General features: G+C 47.0%; 12 protein-coding genes and 1 pseudogene. 11 read left to right on the top strand and 2 right to left on the bottom strand.

The window, feature by feature from the left end; all coding sequences use genetic code 11:
• Nucleotides 1-31: 31 nt before the first annotated feature.
• The 7 genes and pseudogenes from L6468_RS02645 to L6468_RS02675 all read left to right on the top strand — a co-directional run bounded on the left by L6468_RS02645 (nt 32) and on the right by L6468_RS02675 (nt 14,081).
• Nucleotides 32-2,449, top strand: a complete 2,418-nt coding sequence (locus tag L6468_RS02645; RefSeq protein ID WP_237794888.1) for a glycoside hydrolase family 31 protein — start codon at nt 32-34, stop codon at nt 2,447-2,449.
• Nucleotides 2,446-4,659, top strand: a complete 2,214-nt coding sequence (locus L6468_RS02650; protein WP_237794889.1) for a glycoside hydrolase family 43 protein — start codon at nt 2,446-2,448, stop codon at nt 4,657-4,659. Before L6468_RS02645 ends, L6468_RS02650 begins: the two co-directional genes overlap by 4 nt.
• 107 nt (nt 4,660-4,766) lie before the next feature.
• Nucleotides 4,767-7,316, top strand: a complete 2,550-nt coding sequence (locus L6468_RS02655) for an endo-1,4-beta-xylanase (protein ID WP_237794890.1) — start codon at nt 4,767-4,769, stop codon at nt 7,314-7,316.
• Nucleotides 7,317-7,383: 67 nt separating this feature from the next.
• Nucleotides 7,384-9,075, top strand: a pseudogene (locus L6468_RS02660) (glycoside hydrolase family 97 protein); the annotation flags it as partial.
• Nucleotides 9,055-10,539: a family 43 glycosylhydrolase gene (locus L6468_RS02665; RefSeq protein ID WP_237796637.1), complete on the top strand. Its 1,485-nt coding sequence runs from the start codon at nt 9,055-9,057 to the stop codon at nt 10,537-10,539. The pseudogene L6468_RS02660 and the gene L6468_RS02665, both read left to right, overlap by 21 nt.
• Nucleotides 10,540-10,608: 69 nt before the next feature.
• Nucleotides 10,609-12,000 (top strand): sialate O-acetylesterase, encoded by a 1,392-nt coding sequence (locus L6468_RS02670; RefSeq protein WP_237794891.1) that lies wholly within the window; start codon nt 10,609-10,611, stop codon nt 11,998-12,000.
• A gap of 29 nt (nt 12,001-12,029) precedes the next feature.
• On the top strand, nt 12,030-14,081 hold the full coding sequence (locus tag L6468_RS02675; protein WP_237794898.1) for a bifunctional carbohydrate acetyl esterase/feruloyl esterase: 2,052 nt from the start codon (nt 12,030-12,032) through the stop codon (nt 14,079-14,081).
• Between the two features lie 717 nt (nt 14,082-14,798).
• On the opposite strand, the gene L6468_RS02680 is transcribed toward L6468_RS02675, so the two are convergent.
• A complete protein-coding gene (locus L6468_RS02680) occupies nt 14,799-14,939 on the bottom strand; it encodes a hypothetical protein (RefSeq protein ID WP_176756976.1) in 141 nt (46 codons plus the stop codon).
• A 98-nt stretch (nt 14,940-15,037) separates the two neighbouring features.
• On the opposite strand from L6468_RS02680, the gene L6468_RS02685 reads away from it, so the two are divergent.
• The 4 genes from L6468_RS02685 (at nt 15,038) to L6468_RS02695 (ending at nt 19,496) form a co-directional block, all read left to right on the top strand.
• Entirely contained in the window at nt 15,038-15,256 is a 219-nt protein-coding gene (locus tag L6468_RS02685; RefSeq protein ID WP_237794900.1) for a hypothetical protein, read from the top strand.
• 342 nt (nt 15,257-15,598) lie between these two features.
• Nucleotides 15,599-15,712 carry a Vmc-like lipoprotein signal peptide domain-containing protein gene (locus L6468_RS14745; RefSeq protein WP_348535123.1) on the top strand — a complete coding sequence of 38 codons (114 nt, stop codon included), beginning with the start codon at nt 15,599-15,601 and terminating at the stop codon, nt 15,710-15,712.
• A gap of 12 nt (nt 15,713-15,724) precedes the next feature.
• Entirely contained in the window at nt 15,725-17,248 is a 1,524-nt protein-coding gene (locus L6468_RS02690; RefSeq protein ID WP_237794902.1) for a leucine-rich repeat domain-containing protein, read from the top strand.
• Nucleotides 17,249-18,143: 895 nt separating this feature from the next.
• The gene (locus L6468_RS02695; protein WP_237794910.1) at nt 18,144-19,496 is read left to right on the top strand and encodes a leucine-rich repeat domain-containing protein; all 1,353 of its coding nucleotides are present in this window, start codon (nt 18,144-18,146) and stop codon (nt 19,494-19,496) included.
• A 458-nt stretch (nt 19,497-19,954) separates the two neighbouring features.
• Here L6468_RS02695 and L6468_RS02700 read toward each other — a convergent pair whose 3' ends face one another.
• Nucleotides 19,955-20,596 (bottom strand): cytidylate kinase-like family protein, encoded by a 642-nt coding sequence (locus L6468_RS02700; protein ID WP_237794912.1) that lies wholly within the window; start codon nt 20,594-20,596, stop codon nt 19,955-19,957.
• Between the last annotated feature and the right edge of the window lie 5 nt (nt 20,597-20,601).

Below are 20,601 nucleotides of genomic sequence, written 5' to 3' on the forward strand. Positions count from 1 at the left end.
CATTAATCATTAAAGATTAAGCATTGAAAAGATGAAACGGTTGTTTTATATAGGTATAGTCACCTTGCTTGCCATCCCTGCGATGGCAGGCAAGGTGTCGTTTGGTAAGGGAACATTGAATGTGCGCCAGATAGCACGTAATGCGGTGAGAATACAATATTATGAGCAGCCGATAGAACAGCGTCTGCCAGAGTGGCTCTATGTCAAGGATGAAGAGGTGAAGTCTAAGGATATCACCGTTGACGTGGATGCCAGTAGGCAACGCGTTGTCATCAGAAACAAAAAGGGAGAGGAGGTCTTCTCTGCTACAGCACACCAGATGCAAGGCAGCGAGGCAACCCTTTCTTTTAATTCTCCGCAGGATGAGCATCTTTATGGATTGGGTCAGTTTCAGGATGGCTTTAACGATGTGCGTGGTCTCTCTCGCCGCCTGACGCAGGTCAACACCCAAATCAGTATCCCCATGCTTTTGTCGAGCAAGGGCTATGGCGTGTTGTGGAACAACTACGGTATGGTGGAGTTCAATCCGTGCCGTCAGCGTGTAGCTCTGCAGTTAGGACAGTCTGGAGAAGGTGGCACTGAGGTGGTAAATGTTACAACGACGGAGGGCGGACGCCGTGAGGTGCGTCAGCGTAATATCTTTGAGGCCGGTATCGACCTTGCCGAGGATGGCGATTATTCGCTGTTGCTCGATGTAGGTCAGAAGATGGCTCGTCGTCATAACCTTACTATCGATGGGCAGACGGTCATAGAGATGCAGAATACGTGGCTGCCACCTACAGCCTCTACAATTGTGCGTTTGAAGGCTGGTCATCATGTGGTGAAGGCCGAACTGTCGAGAGGTGATCATCCGGTATTGTATTATGATAAGGTGCAGGACGAGACGGTGCTCCGCTCTCCTGTAGCCCAGGCTGTTGACTATACCGTGTTTGTCGGAACACCCGATGAAATCATCGCTTCCTATCGTCATCTGACGGGCGATGCCCCCTTGATGCCCCGTTGGGCACTGGGCTATATCCATTGTCGTGAGCGTTTCCATTCGTCGGATGAGATTCTTCAGACGGCCAATCGTTTCCGGAAAGAGAAGATGCCTGTGGATGTCATTGTGCAGGACTGGCAATACTGGGGAAAGTATGGTTGGAACTCCATGCGCTTTGACGAGCAGTTCTATCCCGATCCTAAGGCGCTGACAGATAGTCTGCATGCCATGAATATGCGTCTGATGGTCAGCGTATGGTCAAAGATTGACAAGAATTCAGAGGTTGGCAAGCAGATGGGCGCCGACAACTATTATATCCCCGGCACCGACTGGATAGACTTCTTCAATCCCGATGCCGCTGCCGCCTATTGGAAGAATTTCTCTACCCGCCTTGTTCCCCTGGGTATTGATGCCTGGTGGCAGGATGCCACGGAACCAGAGAACGACGACCTCCTTGGACGCCGTGTGAACAACGGCAAGTGGAGTGGGGAAGAGGTGCGTAATGTCTATCCGCTTCTCGTCAACAAAACGGTCTACGAAGGCTTGACGAGCGCAAGTGCGGTAGCAAATTCTTCACTCTTCACTCTTCCTTCTTCCCTTAAACGTCCCATGATCCTCACCCGTTGCGGCTTCCCTGGTATCCAGCGTTATGGCTCTGCCATGTGGAGTGGTGATGTGGGTAACGACTGGGAGACGTTCCGCCGTCAGATAACGGCAGGCTTAGGTATGCAGGCTGCCGGTATTCCTTGGTGGACGTATGATGCCGGCGGTTTCTTCCGTCCCGGTAATCAATATACCGACCAGGCTTATATCGACAGGATGCTGCGCTGGATAGAGACCAGTGTCTATCTGCCCCTGATGCGTGTGCATGGTTATATGAGTAATACAGAGCCTTGGAACTATGGTGCCGAGGCAAAGCAGATCATCTCTGATTGTCTGCAGGAGCGTTATCGCCTCTTACCTTATATATATAGTATAGCGGCCAACATCACTTTCGACGGTTCTACGCTGATGCGCCCCTTGGTATTCGATTTCGCCGATGATGCCGAGGCTTTGGATCAGAAATATGAGTATATGTTTGGTCCGGCACTGCTCATCAGTCCTGTCACCGAACCCGATGTGAAGACGTGGAAGACCTACCTGCCTAAGACGCAAGGCGGCTGGTACGACTATCATACCGGTCAGCATTATGATGGCGGACAGACGGTGACGACGACCGTTACCAAAGCTCGCATCCCTGTCTTTGTGCGTGCCGGCAGCATTATCCCCATGAGCAATGACGAACTGCATGTTTATGCTGGTGCAGATGCTTCCTTTACGCTTTATGAGGATGACGGTGTATCGATGGCTTATCAGAACGGTCAGTGCTCGCGCATCACTTTCCAGTGGAAGGATGCCAAGGGCAAGTTGAAGACAAGCCGACAGAAAGGACATGATTTTAAAATAACAATACACAATACTAAGAAATGAAGAAGACTATGATGAGTGCAGCCATGATGGCACTGACTGCTATGGCTGCTCAAGCACAGAACCCCTTTGTGCAGACCTGGTTTACAAGCGACCCCGCACCAATGGTATGCGGTGACCGCATGTATGTTTATACTGGACATGATGAGGATAATGCCGATTTCTTCTGGATGCAGGAGTGGCGCGTTTATTCTACCGAGGATATGGTGAACTGGACCGACCATGGTTCTCCACTGGCTTTGGAGAGTTTCTCTTGGGCTGACGACCGTGCGTGGGCCAGTCAGACGATAGAGCGCGACGGTAAGTACTATTGGTATATCTGTGCCCATAGCAAACTCTCTGGTGGTATGGCCATCGGCGTGGCCGTGAGCGACAGTCCTACAGGTCCTTTTAAGGATGCCCTTGGTAAGCCCCTCTTTGAGAATGGCTCGTGGGATCATATCGACCCCACGGTGATGATTGATGATGATGGTCAGGCATGGCTGATGTGGGGTAATCCTCAGTGCTACTACCTGAAGTTGAACCGTGACATGATTTCCTATAGCGGTGAACTGGGACGTCTGGATATGACCGAAGAGGCTTTTGGTGGTCCTATCATGAGTAAGCGCGAGAAGGGAAAACAGTATAAGGATTCGTATGTAGAAGGGCCCTGGCTCACCAAGCGTAATGGTGTATATCAGTTGCTCTATGCTGCCGGTGGTGTGCCCGAACATATCGCCTACAGTACCGCTTCCTCGCCCACAGGTCCTTGGAAATATGCAGGCGAGATTATGCCACTGAGCAATACTGGTTCTTTCACCAACCACTGTGGTGTGGCCGATTTCAAGGGTCATTCATATTTCTTCTACCACACTGGCAAACTGCCGAAGGGTGGCGGTTTCGGTCGTAGCGTGGCTGTTGAGGAGTTCAAGTATAACGCTGATGGCTCTTTCCCCAAAATTCTGCCTACCGATGAGGGCGTGAAACCTATCGCCACCTTCAATCCCTACAGAAAGGTGGAGGCCGAGACAATGGCTTTCAGCCGTGGCGTGAAGACCGAACAGAATGATGAGATTGGTGTTTATGTCACTGAGATCCATAATGGCGACTATATCAAACTGCAGAACGTGAAGTTCGATGGAAATGTGGCTAAGCAGTTCTTCGCCCGTGTGGCCTCTGGCTTGCGTGGCGGAAAGATTGAGGTACGTATTGACAGTCTCAGAGGTAAGCGCCTTGCCACACTGGAAGTGCCCGCTACTGGCGGTTGGGAGAAATGGCAGACGCTGTCTGTTGACTTTGCCGAGAAGGCTGAGGGTACCCATGACCTGTATTTCGTCTTCACTGGTCGCAAGGGACCAAAACTCTTCAATTTCGACTGGTGGGAGATCAAAGGTCTGCAGTCACTTGTCGTAGAAGAGGGCGGACTGGGTAAGTATAAGGCTATCATGAAGGAAGAGGCTACCCTTGAGGCCCACACCATTTTCGTGCCTCAGGATCTGTCGGCTTTCAATAAAAAGAATCCCTTGCCTGTTCTCGTATGGGGCAATGGTGCCTGCACCAACTCTCCATGGGAGCACTATAAGTTCCTGAACGAGATTGCCTCTCATGGTTATATCGTGCTGGCCACGGGTTATATCCCCATGGAGGAGAAACCCTATAATGGACCGATGTCAACCACGCAGCAGCAGATTGAGTCTATCGACTGGATCATCGCGCAGAATGCGGATAAGAACTCACCTTATTATAACAAGATTGACGTGAAGAATATCTGTGTGGCTGGCATGTCGTGCGGTGGTCTGCAGACGCTCTACAACTGTGCCGACCCTCGCATCAAGACGCTGATGATCTGCAACAGTGGTCTCTTCAAGAACAGCAACCGCAATCAGGCTGTTGGTGGTATGCCTATGCCCGACAAGTCTAAGCTGAAGGATATCCACTCCAGCATTATCTATATCCTGGGTGGCAAGGAGGATATTGCCTATGAGAATGGTATGGACGACTTCCATCTGATTAGTCACGTGCCTTGCTGCGCTGCCAATTTCCCCGTTGGTCATGGTGGCACCTATCGTCAGCCTCATGGTGGCGAGTTCTCTGTGGTAGCTCTGAACTGGCTCAACTGGCAGTTGAAGGGCGACAAGCAGTCGGCTAAGATGTTCAAGGGCAAGGACTGCGGCTTGTCAAAGCGTCAGGGATGGACCATTGAGAAGAATGCGAAGTTTGACAAATTGAAATAATTTCTTTTTGAAACAACGAATTTAACGAATTACACGAATTATAATTTATTGAAACAACGAATTTAACGAATTACACGAATTGATTTTGTTGTAACGAATTTGTTTTTATGCTGAAACATAAAAGACTTATATTTCTCTTAGCGGCTCTGCCGTTACTTGGTGCTCAGGCACAGAATACTGTTATTGATATTAGAAACGGGAACGGTAATAATACCTCAAGTAATTATATTACCTACGACAAGGCTATTTCTGTAGCTTCAGGTAATACTGCCGATGTGAAATTGGCCCGTTATTGCTATCTCACGTCGGCTGTCAGCGGTAAGGGCACTATCAATCTCTATGCTGGCGGTGAGCGCTGCTATCTGGGAACCAAGAGTGGGGCCTCATGGGCTAACTGGACGAATTTTAGAGGTGACGCCCACATATACCCTTTCAAGGAGAATTCTCCCTCTGCAGGTTCTTACAATGTCGTCCTGGCGCATGGTGGAAAGGTCTTCTCGCCCGAAAATATTGACGACTGTATCAAGGGTGGCAAACTGAATAATGCCATGCAGAACTGTAAGGTGACGGTGCATAGCGGTGCCATTCTCTGCAATGAGGCCAACAATGCCAATGCCGGCGGTTTTCGTATTGGCGAATTGCAGATGGAGGCCGGCTCTACCTTGCAAGGCTATATGAAGAAGGATCGCAAGTCCTATTATCTGGTTGGCAACCTGAACACCGATGCCGTCTTGGCAGGTATGATAGCTCCTAATAGCGGTAGCATCCTGGGACTCATCAAGGAGGGCACTGGAACCTATCGCATCACGGGTAATCAGAATAACCTCACCGGCGCACTGCGTGTGAAGGCTGGTAAAGTGCTGATCAACAATGACCGTGCTGAGGCTGAAAGCAAGAAATACAGTGGCGCGCTGGGGGCGATGAGCAGTGAGTCAACGCCTGTGGCCTACGTCCTGACCAATGGTGTCCTCGGCGGTACGGGTAGCATTGGCGGCATGGTGGATAACTATGGTACCATCGAACCTGGCGACGAGACTCCGGGCGTGCTGACCCTTAAGAACTATGCCGCACCAACGAAGAATGCCAACCTCACGGTGCATCCCGCTTCTGTGTTGCGCTTCAAGGTGGCTTCTGTCGACAGTTATGACCAGTTGGTAGTGGCAGGTAGCCTCAACTATAGTAATATGACGGAGGATTTCTCTACGAGCGAGGTGGCTCCAGTTATCACGCTTGCCCTCGAAGAACTGCCTTTTAAGGTAGGAACGGAGATTACCGTCTTAAAGGCAAAGAGCAAGTCTGGCAACTGGCAGTTCCACCTGTTGCAGCCGGGCAAGGGCACCTGGGCTCTTGAAGAGGTAACAGATGACGAGGGCTATAAGGTGGTGCTACGTCTGGCTTCTACAGAAGATGCCGACCCCAATAATCCTGTAGATCCGAATAATCCGGAGATTCCAGAGAGTACCATGGGTGCACTCTATGATGATGGTATCAATGACAATACCGACAGCAAGACGTTGCGCTACTATGCCGAGAAGAATGGCAAGAAGATAGGTATGGCATTCTGTACCTACAAGGGACTGGATAGCGACCGTTCTGAGGCTGCCCGCCAGTTTAGTATGATGGTGGCCGAGAACGAGATGAAGATGGATGTGCTGCAACCCTCACAGGGAAATTTCAGTTGGGGTGCCGCCGATGGCCTTGTCTCTTTGGCGAAAGCAAATAATATGACTGTTCGTGGTCACTGTCTGGTATGGCATACCCAACAGCCTACTTGGCTGAGTAGCGATGGTAAGAAGAATGACAAAGGCTGGACACGCCAGCAGGCATTGGACATCATGAAGAATCATATCACCACAGTACTCCAGCATTTCAAGGGTAAGGTGGTAGAATGGGATGTCGTCAACGAGTGTCTGGACGATGACCAGAGCATTATCCGTACCAATCCAAATGGCTATAAACTGCGTCCTACGGTATGGCAGCAGGCTATCGGTGATGACTATATCGACTCTGCATTCGTTTATGCCCGTAGGGCGGATCCGGATATCCAGCTCTATCTGAACGATTATGATGTGGAGATGCAGGGTAAAGCCAAGGCTGTGGCTTTCTCTAATCTGGTGAAACGTCTGCAGTCAAAGCAGATTCCTTTGGATGGTGTCGGTCTGCAGTGCCACTTCTCTATCGGTGATGTGGACTCCGTGAAGTTGGAAAAGACCATCCGCCTTTTTGGCGAGGCCGGTCTGAAATGTATTATCACGGAACTGGATATGGGCGTACCCTCTACGACGACTGCTAATCTGGAGGAGCAGGCACGTAACTACCGTATGATAACCGATATTGTGCTGAATAACGACAATTGTCCTAACCTCGTTATCTGGGGTATTAAGGATAATGACTCATGGCGTAGCAATTCTAATCCGTTGCTCTATAACTCCGGTCTCGGAAAGAAGAAGGCGTGGTATGCGGTGCGTTCCGCTCTGCGCCACCGTTATCTCCAACAGGAAAAACTGCTTGCCGATGTTCCTGAGATCGACACGAACACCAATCGTTCTAAGCCGCATGTCTATACGACGAAGGGCACTAAGCTCGGCTCGTTGGAGATATGGCCTAAGTTACCACAAGGTATTTATATTGTTGAAGGAAAACTAAGAATGAAATAATATAATGAAAAAGGTATTTTTCTTGCTTTTTACGTGGAGCATGACATGCGGCATGTATGCTGCCGACATGGTATCGCCCAATGCGAAGTTAAAGGTTGTAACAGCGGGTAAAGGCTGTAAGGTCTATTATCAGCAGCAACAGGTGCTTGACATCCCTGTACTGGGAAATGGCAACTCACAGATTCAGAAGGTGAGCAAGGCGCATCATGTAGCAGCCGATTATCAGATGCTGACAGGTAAGCGTCTGCATTGCATCAATGAGGCCAACGAGTATCAGCTGACACTCAGTAAGGATATCCGTCTGACGATGCGTCTGTATAATGATGGTGTCGCCTTCCGTTACGATGGCTTGTCGGACAAGGAGAAGACGGCCTATAAGATTTCTCAGGGTACCAAGCGGTGGATGCAGAAATGGTCCGACGGCTATGAGGGCTTCTTTCCTCTGAACACCAAGGCAACAGACGGCCGTTGGGGCTATCCCGCCCTCTTGGAGCCTGCCGATGGCGTGTTCGTTCTCCTTTCTGAGGCAAATATCTGCAAGGGTCAGGCAGCTTCCAGTCTGCATAGCAAGGGCGACCTCTATCAGGTAGTGCCCGATGGAGCCACATCAAACCTCAAATCTCAAACCTCAAACCTCAAATCTCCCTGGCGTGTCGCAATCATCGGTTCTCTGGCTGATGTGGTGGAGTCAACCCTGATAACGGATGTCTCCGAACCCAGTAAGATTGAAGACACCAGTTGGATTCATCCAGGCACCGTGTCATGGGTCTATTGGGCCTATAATCATGGTTCCAACGACTATAACATCATCAAGAAATACGTGGATATGGCAGTGGCGTTGCAGTTGCCCTACGTCCTGATTGATGCTGAGTGGGACGAGATGAAAGATGGCAAGACCATTGAGGATGCCGTGAACTATGCTAAGTCAAAGGGTATCAAGCCCCTTATCTGGTACAACTCCTCTGTGGGTTGGGTAAATGGTGCTCCCGGTCCTAAGTTCCGCTTGAACAAGCCCGAAGACCGTGAGAAGGAGTTTGCTTGGTGCGAGAAGATTGGCGTGGCTGGTGTGAAGATTGATTTCTTCTCTGGCGATACCCAGCAGAATATGGACTATTGCATCGACCTGCTGGAGAGTGCTGCCAAGCACCATCTGCTGGTTAATTTCCATGGTGCCACTATCCCTCGTGGCTGGCAGCGCACCTATCCTAACCTGATGAGTACCGAGGGCGTCTATGGTGCCGAGTGGTATAATAATGTGCCTACCTTCACCAAGAAGGCGGCAGCCCATAATGCCACACTGCCTTTCACCCGTAATGTGATTGGTCCGATGGACTATACCCCTTGCGCATTCAGCGACTCACAGCATCCTCATATCACTACACATGCCCATGAACTGGCACTGACGGTGCTCTTCGAGAGTGGTTTGCAACATCTGGCCGACCGTCCCGAGAGCTACTTGGCCCAGCCCCATGACGTGCAGCAGTTCCTCTCGGCCCTGCCTACCGTTTGGGACGAGACCCGTCTGCTCTCTGGCTATCCCGGTGAGTCGGTGGTCATGGCACGTCGCAGTGGCAAGACATGGTATGTCGCTGGTATCAATGGTACCGACGAAGAGAAAACTTTGCCTCTCGACCTCTCTTTCCTGAAGCAGGGCAAACAGCATGGTGATATCATGCTTTACGGCGATGCTGGCGATCGTGGCTTCCATGTGGCTCTTCAGGAAGATTATCCTGCTTCTATGAAGCTGCGTCCCCGTGGTGGCTTTGTCTTGGTGGTCTATCCTGTCAACGACCCGTTGAACGTTAATATGCCACTCTTCCAGACAAAATATACTGCCGACCCATCACCTATCGTGGTAGGCGACACGCTGTTCCTCTTCACCTCGCACGATGCCTCTCCCGAGGATATCCCTGATGCCAATGAGAAGAATTCGGCTGGTTTCTTTATGTACGACTGGCTCCTGTGGTCAACCACCGATATGGTGAACTGGACCGAACATGGTGCTGTGGCTTCTTTGAAGGAGTTCTCTTGGCGCACCCGCGACAATGGTGCATGGGCTATCCAGACCGTAGAGCGTAATGGCAAGTATTATCTCTATGCACCGCTTCATGGTCATGGCATCGGCGTCTTGGTAGCCGACTCGCCTTATGGTCCTTTTAAGGATCCTCTTGGCAAGCCCCTGGTGTGGCAGACGGAGCACTGGGATGATATCGACCCCTCTGTGTTTATCGATGACGACGGACAGGCATATATGTATTGGGGCAACCCGCATGTCTATTGTATCAAACTCAATGAGGACATGATCTCTACCAGTGGCGATATCTTTGTGCTCAACCAGAAGGATGGCGTGATGCGTCCTGTCAAGGAAGAGGGTGCTAAGATCAACCTCCGTGCTTCATGGAGCGAAAAGGCTACCTGGAAGGTGAAGAACTACCAGGAAGGTCCTTGGTTCTATAAGCGTAATGGTAAGTATTACCTGGCTTATGCCACGACTTGCTGTCCTGAGGCACTGGGCTATGCCATGAGCGACTCGCCCATGGGACCCTGGGAGTGGAAGAACTATATCATGCGTCCCACACAGCGCGACCGCGGAAATCATCCTGGCATCTGTGACTATAAGGGACACTCGTATGTGTTTGGCCAGGACTATGACCTGATGCACCTGGATACCTATATCCATCACGAGCGTCGTACGGTGTCGGCACAGGAGATTACGTATGATGCCGATGGCACCATTCCCGAGATACCTTACTGGTTGAACCAGAAACCTCTGAAGCAGATTGAGTGGCTGAACCCCTATAAGCGTGTTGAGGCCGAGACCATGAACTGGGGCAACGGTTTGAAGACCGCAAAGATGGGTATCGAGAATACCGGTGTCATCAAGGATATGCCTTACTCTACTGGTAAGAAGAATATGTATGTCTTCGATATCAATGATGGCGAGTTTATCCGCCTGCGTGGTGTTGACTTCGCCACCGGTGCCCGCCAGTTTGCTATCAGTGCTGCCTCTACGGGATTTGTTGAACTGACGCTGCGTCTGGATAGCAAGGATGGTCCTGTTATCGGTACCGTGAAGATTGGCGCTACTGGTTCTGTGGAGACCTATAAGTCGTTTGCCACCAAGGTGAAGAAGGCTGCTGGTGTTCACGACCTGTACCTCTGCTTCAGCAAGACATCAGGTGATGTGCGCCTGGATTATTGGGAATTCAAGGGAAAAGACTGATGTCTTAACTCCTTAACTTCTTAACTCCTTAACTCCTAAGAGAGTAATCAAATACGAAACTTGAAGAAAATGAAACGTTTATACGTTATTTGTGCTTTGGTAGCTCTTTCCGCTGTGCGGATGATGGCCGAGGTAGATCCTAATTTCTATATCTATATCTGTTTCGGACAGTCAAACATGGAAGGAAATGCCCAACCAGAGTCTATAGATAAGACGGGTATCGACAATCGTTTCCGCCTGTTGGCCACCTGTAACTTCTCCAATCCCTCACGTACCAAAGGCAACTGGTACAAGGCCACACCGCCATTGGTCAGTCCTAACGGTGGACTTGGTCCTACCGACTGGTTTGGACGTATGATGTGCGAATCATTGCCTGAGCATATCCGTATCGGTGTGATCCCCGTTGCCATGGGTGGCAGTCCTATAGAGATGTTCGACAAGGATAAGTATCAGCAGAAGTTGCAGCAGAACCCCAATGAGTGGTGGGCCATTTTGGCCAAAAACCATTATGGTGGTAATCCTTACGGACGTATCATTGAGATGGCTAAGAAGGCACAGACGGTGGGTGTCATCAAGGGCATCCTGCTGCATCAAGGATGCTCGAATAATGGTGATCCCAACTGGCCCAATATGGTGAAGAAGATTTATAACGATATGTTGTCCGACCTAGGCTTGGCTACAGATACCGTGCCTCTGTTTGTTGGTGAGACATTGCGCCAGGAGCAGGGTGGGGCTTGCTATGGCCATAATACGCAGGTGGCAAGGATGCCGAGTGTTGTAAGAAATAGTCATGTGATTAGTTCTGAGGGCTGTCCTGGTAATGGCGCCGACCCTTGGCATTTCAATGCTTTAGGCTATCGCATGATGGGTAGCCGCTATGCTGGTGAGGCACTCTACACGCTGGGTCAGGTATATCCTTATTTCTCTTTTCATCAGTTTGACCTTATAGCAGGTAAGAATTGTTCTTATACGGAGTCCACACGCACACTGACAGCTACGGCTCCTGGTATTGCCACATGGACCTACCCAAGACTGGCCGACTGGTCTTCTTATAAATATCTTGTTGTAAAACTGAAAGAACCCCAGACTGCAAATGCTCAGATATGGCTATATAAGAAGAGTGGAACTTCTGGAAGTATCGCCTATCGTGATACTATCAATGATCGTACAACTGTCGTCATCGACTTGCATCATTTGAAATACGCTAACAGCACCATGGATCCTTCTAAGGTCTATAAGATGGTTTTCCGTTTTGTTCAGGCAGGTACGATTAAGCTTGATGACGTGTTTCTTTCCAATGATGAACAATACGATTCTGCTCTCACTGCCATTCGTGGCGTGGTGTCCGATGACAATGATTTCCGTGCACCGCTCTATTCGCTTGACGGTCGTCTGGCTGAGCCCAGGAAACTGAAGGCTGGCATCTATATCAATAAGGGCAGGAAAATTCTTGTTAGATAATTCATTCAAACCATTTATTAATAACTATTATGAAGATTAATTCTCTAAAAACCTTGACGATGGCAGCCCTTCTGTTGGCACTGCCTTGTAGCGCGTCTGCCCAAAAGAAGGCAGTCGCGAAAAAGACGAAGGTGAGCACCATTCGTCAGACTGCAGCCGAGAAGGTGGCGCAGCCCGATCCTAATTTCTACATCTTCCTTTGTTTCGGACAGTCTAACATGGAGGGAAATGCCCGTCCAGAGGCTGTTGACCTGGAGAGCCCAGGTTCTCGTTTTCTGCTGATGCCCGCTGTTGACTTCCCTAATAAGGGACGTAAGATGGGTGAGTGGTGCGAGGCTTCAGCACCTTTGTGCCGTCCTAATACTGGTCTGACCCCTGCCGACTGGTTCGGTCGTACCATGGTGGCTTCTACGCCCGAAAATATCAGGATCGGTGTGATCCACGTAGCTATCGGTGGTATCGATATCAAGGGCTTCCTGCCCGACAGCATTGAGAACTATGCCAAGAATAAGGCTCCACAGTGGATGAAGGGCATGCTGGCTGCTTATGATAACAATCCCTACGAGCGTCTGGTCACGCTGGCCAAGAAGGCTCAGAAGGATGGTGTCATCAAGGGTATCCTGATGCATCAGGGCGAGACTAATACAGGCGACCCGAAGTGGGCCGGCATGGTGAAACAGGTGTACGAGAACCTCTGTGGCGACCTGCAATTGAAACCCGAGGAGGTGAACCTCTATGTTGGAAATATCGTGCAGGCTGGTGGTAAAGGTGTCTGCATCGGCTGTAAGAAGCAGATCGACGAATTGCCCAATACTATCCATACTTCTCAGGTTATCTCTTCCGACGACTGCTCTAATGGTCCCGACCGCCTGCATTTCGATGCTGCCGGCTATCGTGAGTTGGGTTGCCGTTATGGTGAGGCCGTAGCCCGTCACCTCGGTTTCGAGCCCAAACGCCCCAAGAATCTGCCTGTAGCTATCAAGAAAATGGTGGTTCCTGCCGATGCCGTTACAGCTGAGAATGCTATTCCTGGCAACGAGTTCCCCAAGGTTGACAGTCAGCGTCGTGCTTATTTCCGCATCCAGGCACCTCAGGCCAAGAAGGTCGTTGTGGATATCTGCAGTAAGAAGTACGACATGCAGCCTCAGGGCAATGGTGTCTTCATGGCTGTCACCGATCCTCTGCCCGTAGGTTTCCACTATTATTTCCTGAATATCGACGGTGTCAACTTCATTGATCCTGCTTCCGAGACCTATTTCGGTTGCAACCGTGAGTGCGGTGGTCTTGAGGTACCCGAGGGTCCTGAGGGCGACTACTATCGTCCGCAGCAGGGCATCGCCCATGGTCAGGTGCGCAGCATCTACTACCACAGCCCCAACTCTAAGTTCGGCGAGTGGCGCCACGCCTTGGTTTATACCCCAGCAGAGTATGAACTGACAAAGAATGCCAAGAAGCGCTATCCTGTGCTCTATCTGCAGCATGGCATGGGCGAGGGCGAGACCAGTTGGATGCTTCAGGGTAAGATGCAGCACATCATGGACAATGCCATTGGCAAGGGCGAGGCCGTGCCAATGATTGTGGTCATGGAGAGCGGTGATATCAAGCAGCCCTTCGGTGGTGGCAACAACCAGGCTGGTCGCAGCGAGTATGGTGCTTCTTTCTATCCCGTACTGCTCAACGACCTGATTCCTTATATCGATGCCAACTTCCGTACCAAGACCGACCGCGACAACCGTGCTATGGCAGGTCTCTCATGGGGTGGTCATCAGACCTTCGATGTGGCTCTGACCAATCTGGATAAGTTCGCTTGGATCGGTACCTTCAGCGGTGCTATCTTCGGTCTCGATGTGAAGACTGCCTACGATGGCGTATTCGCCAATGCCGATGAGTTCAATAAAAAGGTGCACTATATGTATATGAACTGGGGATCTGACGACTTCGTCAACAGTCAGTCTATCGTTGACGGCCTCCGTCAGCTTGGCATCAAGGTTGACTCTTCTGTCTCTCAGGGCACAGGTCATGAGTTCCTCACCTGGCGTCGCGGACTCCATGAGTTCATTCCTCATCTGTTTAAGAAATAAGAGTTAATTTTTCTTTACATATTATCCCAGCTACATTTTCCGTGGCTGGGATATTTTTTTTGTGCAAAAAACTATAATACCCTCAAAAACTTCACTCGAGTGAATTCATCGATTGAGTTAACTCAATTCATGAAATCAATCGGCTCAATTCACGATTTGAGCTATATATAGTAAGATATCCGTCGAGGCCCCGCCGCAGAACATGAGACAGGTACCAGTCCCCGACTGACTCAGCCTTCAGACCTCTTCTCTCTTACATCTTACCTCTTACATCTTCCCTCTTACATCTTCCCTCTTACATCTTACATCATCCCTCAGCCATACTCTAGCCATACTCTAGCCTGCTTCTAGCCATACTCTAGCCATACTCTAGCCATACTCTAGCCTGCTTCGTGAGTGCTCCACGGAGCAGCCTAGGAGCAGCCTAGGAGCAGAGTGATTGCTGCCTAAGAGCAGGCTAGAAGCTGAATTAGTGAAAACACAAAAAAGTTGTGACATGAATTTCATTCCATCAGAATCAGATTCGCATAGCCTATACAGAAGAAATACAAGCCAGACAATGTTCATTAGGAACAGATCCTTTTAGTAAACCACAGACTTATACATCGTAAACCATAGGTTAACACATCGTAAACCATAGAGTAACGACTTAAAAACCATAGAGTAATGAAGCAATGAGGAGCTTTTTGTGCTATTTTTCTACCAAGATTCTTGTATCTACAGCGATGATGTCGTCGCTATATCTGTCTGCAGATACCAAAGGGGCAGTATATCGACAACGCTGGCGAGATAGACTATGACCAGCTCTATGCACAGGTGAAGTCCATTAGTTGTGCGCAGATACTGGAAATCATTCATGAGAAGTTCAGTTCTGTGGACGTAAGCCAGTCCCCGACTGACAGAAAAAAGTCTCAGTTATATTTGCATGATAAAAAGATTTTACCTATCTTTGCAGCATGCAACGGATTAATCACCTCCTAATCATATTATTCTGCATAGCTGTATGGGCATGCAACGACCACCAGCAGATGCTGAGCCAGCTTGAAGAGCTGGAACGACAAAACCTTGCCGACTCTCTGATGACCAACGACTCGTTGGCTTTAAGCCTCTGTGAATATTTTGACAATCATGGTACTCCCAACGAGCGTATGCGTGCCCACTATATGCACCTATGAGCATATCGCGGTTGCTCGACAAATCACCCCAGTTCTTGTACTCTCGACGCAAGAAATTACATAAAGACCTATTCGATACTAATGGAAAACCTGAGGAGTTTGATTTAAAAATCCTTAAAATCAAGTAGTGTATTAAACAAGAATGTTCTTTTTTGTTTCAGCAACTTATATTTTTGTTTCATTTGTGTGCATTCGTATGAAATAAATGTTTGTGTGGATTTCGTAAACTGCTGATAACGAGAAGAATGCGTGTTTGTTTAGAACTTTTCTGGCGAAACTGTTGCGTCGTTTAATGATTTTATTTACTTTTGCCAAAACAACCAAAACATAAAACCTGAAATTATGAAAAAATTCTTTTATTCTTTTGTGGCATGCTTGCTGATTGCCGGTGGTGTTGCTATTGTTAGTAGCTGTAATCAAGAAGACGATTACGATGGTTTTGTGCTTATCTATTGATTTTCAGAAGTTATGCGTAAACATTTACTTGTAACATATCTCATTCTAGTTGTCCTGACTTCCCAAATGTATGGGCAAACCTTTATGGAGAAGGGGCTTGTATATAAGATTTTGGAAGATAGTGTCAGTGTAAAACTTACTGGATATCAATCAATAAACCAATTTGAAAGAGAACAACCATTCCATATTCCTTCAACTGTGTTACATGAAGGAAAATCATATCCGATAAAATGTATCGGCAATGAGGCTTTGGCTGGTCTTTCTGTTGTAGAGTCAATCATTGTTGATGATGGCATAGAGATTATTGGCAATTATGCTTTTGAAAGTTGCATCAACCTCAAATCAGTATATATACCAGCATCAGTTAGAGTAATTGGAGAGGGCATATTTGGCAGTTGTTACAACTTAAAAGAGATTGTGGTGGACTCTCTTAATGAGGACTTTCAGTCGCCAGAAGGGTCGAAAGCGATTATTGCTGACGATGAACTTGTTGCCGCATGTCCCAATGTCAGGATTCCATCGTCCGTGACAATTATTGACGACTATGCATTTTATCATTGTAATACCATGGAGCAGATAGTAATACCTGAGGGCGTGGAAAAAATAGGCTTTGGAGCATTCCAAGGCTGTAGCAGCCTGAAACGTATCACCCTGCCAGAATCTCTCAAAAGAATAGGACCGGATGCTTTTCATGGTTGCACCTCGTTGGATTCAGTCTTTATCCCAAAGAATGTGAGTGAGATATCGGGAGATAATATCTTTGCGGGATGCTATCGTCTGACATCTATAGTTGTTGACAAGGACAATACTGTTTTTGATTCACGAAACGATTGTAATGGAATAGTGAGAAAGGAGGACGCTACTTTGATAGCCAGTTGTGCTACAACTACAATTTGTGAAGACATCAAGGCTTTAGCTAATGATTGTTTTGAGGGCGTCATTCTGCATACTATCAGTATACCTAAATCTATGGAGAAACTGTCAGGCGGAGCCTTTTGGGGATGCAACGAGATTGATTCTCTTTTTGTTGACCCGGATAATGCCTTTTATATGTCACCCAAAGGTGCGAATGCAATCCTGACAAGAGACGGAAAGACTTTGGTTGTAGGATGTCGTTCCACAGAAATACCTACTGACGTAGAAACTATCGATGATTACGCCTTCGTGGGAAGATATACCAAACCGATGTTGAAGTTACCAGAAGGTCTAAAAAAGGTAGGAACCTCTGCCTTTTCAGGATGTAATATGATGATAGAGCTTATTATCCCATCTTCCGTTGAGGACATTTCGTCTTCTGCATTTTCAAATTGCAATAACCTCAATGTTGTACAGTTATTATCGCCCATGGAGAAAATAAAAAAAGAAACCTTTGGCGATTGCAAATCTCTCTCTGTCCTTAGTCTTCCAGAAGGATTAAAACAAATAGATAACTTAGCCTTCAAAAACTGTGTTAGTTTGAAGAATGTTCATCTCCCATCAACTATTGAGGTCGTGAAGGATGGTGCTTTTGAGGGGTGTCCGTATAGTAATAAATGAAGTATATGTATAGGTTCTTTGTTTCTATATTCGTCCTTGTATTTTTCTTGCATGGTGAAGTTCATGCAGATTCCATTTTTTGTGGATTCAGGCATTTAAACACAAGGTAATAGATGGTGAAGCAGAAGTTTCTTTTTATTAATAATCATAAACAATTTATTTAAAATGAAAGGTATTAGAATTTTGTTATTAGTTTTGTTCCCATTATTGCTATCGTCTTGCGGAACAAAGCAGGTACTGACAAAAAATGGCACTCAGGTAGCTAATTGTTGTAGCTATGGCACTGAGGTGGATTTGACAAGTCGTTATGTTCTTGATTATGACATGAATCTATATTTTCCTAAAAATAAGATTCAGTCCTGCTATAGTAGAGCTAAAATAATAGACAAAGTAGAGCACGATACAGTTGAGGTGAAGATGGAGAACTTGAAGTGTGCTATAATAAATAATCCACCGGTAATATTCGCTGGCGTGTTTGAGATAACGCATCAGGATCAACATTATATTGTTCACTTCCTCTGTGATGACAGAACCATAATGAATAAGAAGAAAGGTAAAATGGAATATACTGTGAAGTGCTACAACGTAGAAGATTTAGAACCTGAGATACTGAAACGCTATGCCAAGCCGTAATGATAATCCTGGGATTGGCAGGACTTGCAAGCTACTCCTCTGAAGTAAGGGCCAGTCCTGCTGATCTTTTCAGCTATGTTTTATTTCCGTCAATAGCTAAAATAAATACAATATGTGTAGTAATATATCTGATATTCGGAGAAATATTTTTTTTATGATGTCCTGTGTTTTCTCTATTGTTTGTTATTCGAACAATAGTGTTACTATAGGTCAATTTTGTTTAACACCATGTTCTGATAATCCGTCGGAATATATCATCTCAATGAATAAGGAAGCAGTTATAGATAAAGGAAATGAAACCTTACGTATTCCTTCGGAAATTAAAGATAAAGGGAAAACGTACAAAATTGTTCAGGTGGCACCAAAAGGATTCGTGAACTGTTGCTTTATAAAAGAATTGGTGATAGATGAGGGCATAGAGACGGTTGGAGGAATGGCATTTTATGGATGTTCTGACCTCCGTTCTGTTAGTTTCCCGTCAAGTATATCATCATTGGGTGAATGCATCTTCTATAATTGCCCGGAATTACAAATTATTGAAGTAAATAAAGGAAATCCAGTTTTCGACTCCCGTGAGCAGTGTAATGCTGTTGTCCGAACGTCTGATGACGCCATTGAATTGGGTTGTGCAGGGACTACATTCCCCCAAAGTATATCCCAGATATCTAAAGGTGCTTTCTGTGGATGTACAGGCTTGATAAGTCTTAGCATTCCTAAATGGATAGAGGTTATTGAGGATTATGCGTTTTCCGATTGCTTCCGACTTGAAAAGATCGTCTTGCCAGAGGACGGCACATTGCAATTCGGTCAGTCAACATTCGATGGCTGTTGCTCTCTTACATCGTTCAACCTTCCTGCTGGAGAATTTTATTTTTTCCAGAATCCCTTCACTAATTGTGAGAATCTTTCTTCCTTTACAGTTTCTCCTAAGAATAAAGACTATCGTGCCAATAAGGAGAAGAATGCCTTGGTAAGCATTGATGACTCGGTGCTGTTTGCCGGTTGTTACAATACAACCATCGGTAATGATATAAAGAGAGTATATGCTTCAGCCTTTAAGGGTTGCAGACGACTGACCAAAGTGATTATCCCTGCATGTGTGGAAAAAATAGATGCTGATGCTTTTTCCGGTTGCGTAAATTTGGTAAGCATATCTGTTGACAAAGACAATAAGTTCTATGATTCGCGCGAAGACTGTAACTGCATCGTTGAGTCTCAGTCAAACAAGATTGTCTGTGGTAGTCCTGTTGCTGTAATTCCCAAGAGCGTGAACTCGATAGGAAAATTTGCGTTTTGCGGTATGAATATGCCTGCAGTATTCCATATCCCGGATAATATACTGAAAGTGGAGGAATTTGCTTTTGGGGGCTGTAATGGCCTTAATCAGCTGATTATTCCCGCCAACACAGAACTGAAATATAATTCCTTCTATGGTTGTGCGTATTTGACGAGTGTTATATATGAACCCCAAAATAAATATATAAAGACAAGGAAGGATCTGACATTTATGAATTCACCATATATTTCCTGTAAAAGTCTGATGTCAATAAGTATCTCTGGAGAAAATGTTCCTGCTATAGAATACGGTCTATTTGTAGGTCATAAGGAAAAGTGAAGTTCAGTAAGAGGGTAGCGTGACGGTATTGGATACTGGTGCCAGTCACTGCCTCTACTGACATCTTGATAGTTTAGAGGATGCTATACATTGTTACTTTTTTTGCTATGGGTAATATTCGCTGGCGTGTTTGAGATAACGCATCAGGATCAACATTATATTGTTCACTTCCTCTGTGATGACAGAACCATAATGAATAAGAAGAAAGGTAAAATGGAATATACTGTGAAGTGCTACAACGTAGATGATTTAGAACCTGAGATACTGAAACGCTACGCCAAGCCGTAATGATAATCCTGGGATTGGCAGGACTTGCAAACTACTCCTCTGAAGTAAGGGCCAGTCCTGCTGATCTTTTCAGCTATGTTTTATGATTGACGGCAAGGAGGAGCCTTTCTGGTTATTGCATGGAAAGAAATGATGATATCGATGATTCCCCATCAGTCACCATCCCAGAATTATTCAATGAACATCAGAATCTGATTTGCAATCTGTTCCTCAGTCTTGCCTTCAGAATTGAAGACGAGGTCGTAGTTGCGGGTCTCGTAGCGGGAAGTGGCAGTAAACCGCTTTACGTAATTCTCACGCATCCTATCCACCTTCTCGATAATCTTGCGGGCTTCGTCTTCAGAGATATTCTTTTTGGTGGCGACACGTGCCACACGGTAGGCCATCGGTGCCTGAATGAGAACGCTTAAATGATTCGGATGGTTTCTGAACACGAAGAAACCGCAACGGCCGGCAATGACGCACGACTCCTCTTTAGCAATCTCATGCAGAATCTCCGTCTCTGCCTTGAATACGTTTTCAGTAGTCAGCACATCAGGCTCCTTTTCATATTCTGTAAGACAGAATTTGCTGTCAATCAATCCATCGCCGACACCTACAACACGCTTGAAGCCTTCCCACCATCTGATCTCGCGTCCCTTCATCTTCTCAATCTCTTCGGCTGTGAGATTATACTTCTTTTCTAAAGCCTTGATTAAGGCCTTATCGTAGAAAGACACACCTAGCTTGTGGGCCAGAATTTCACCAATGGTGCGACCACCACTACCTAACTCACGATTAATAGTAATCACAAAATTCTCGTTCCTATTCATAATGC

It is taken from the genome of Prevotella communis (assembly GCF_022024115.1).
Classification (GTDB): domain Bacteria; phylum Bacteroidota; class Bacteroidia; order Bacteroidales; family Bacteroidaceae; genus Prevotella; species Prevotella communis.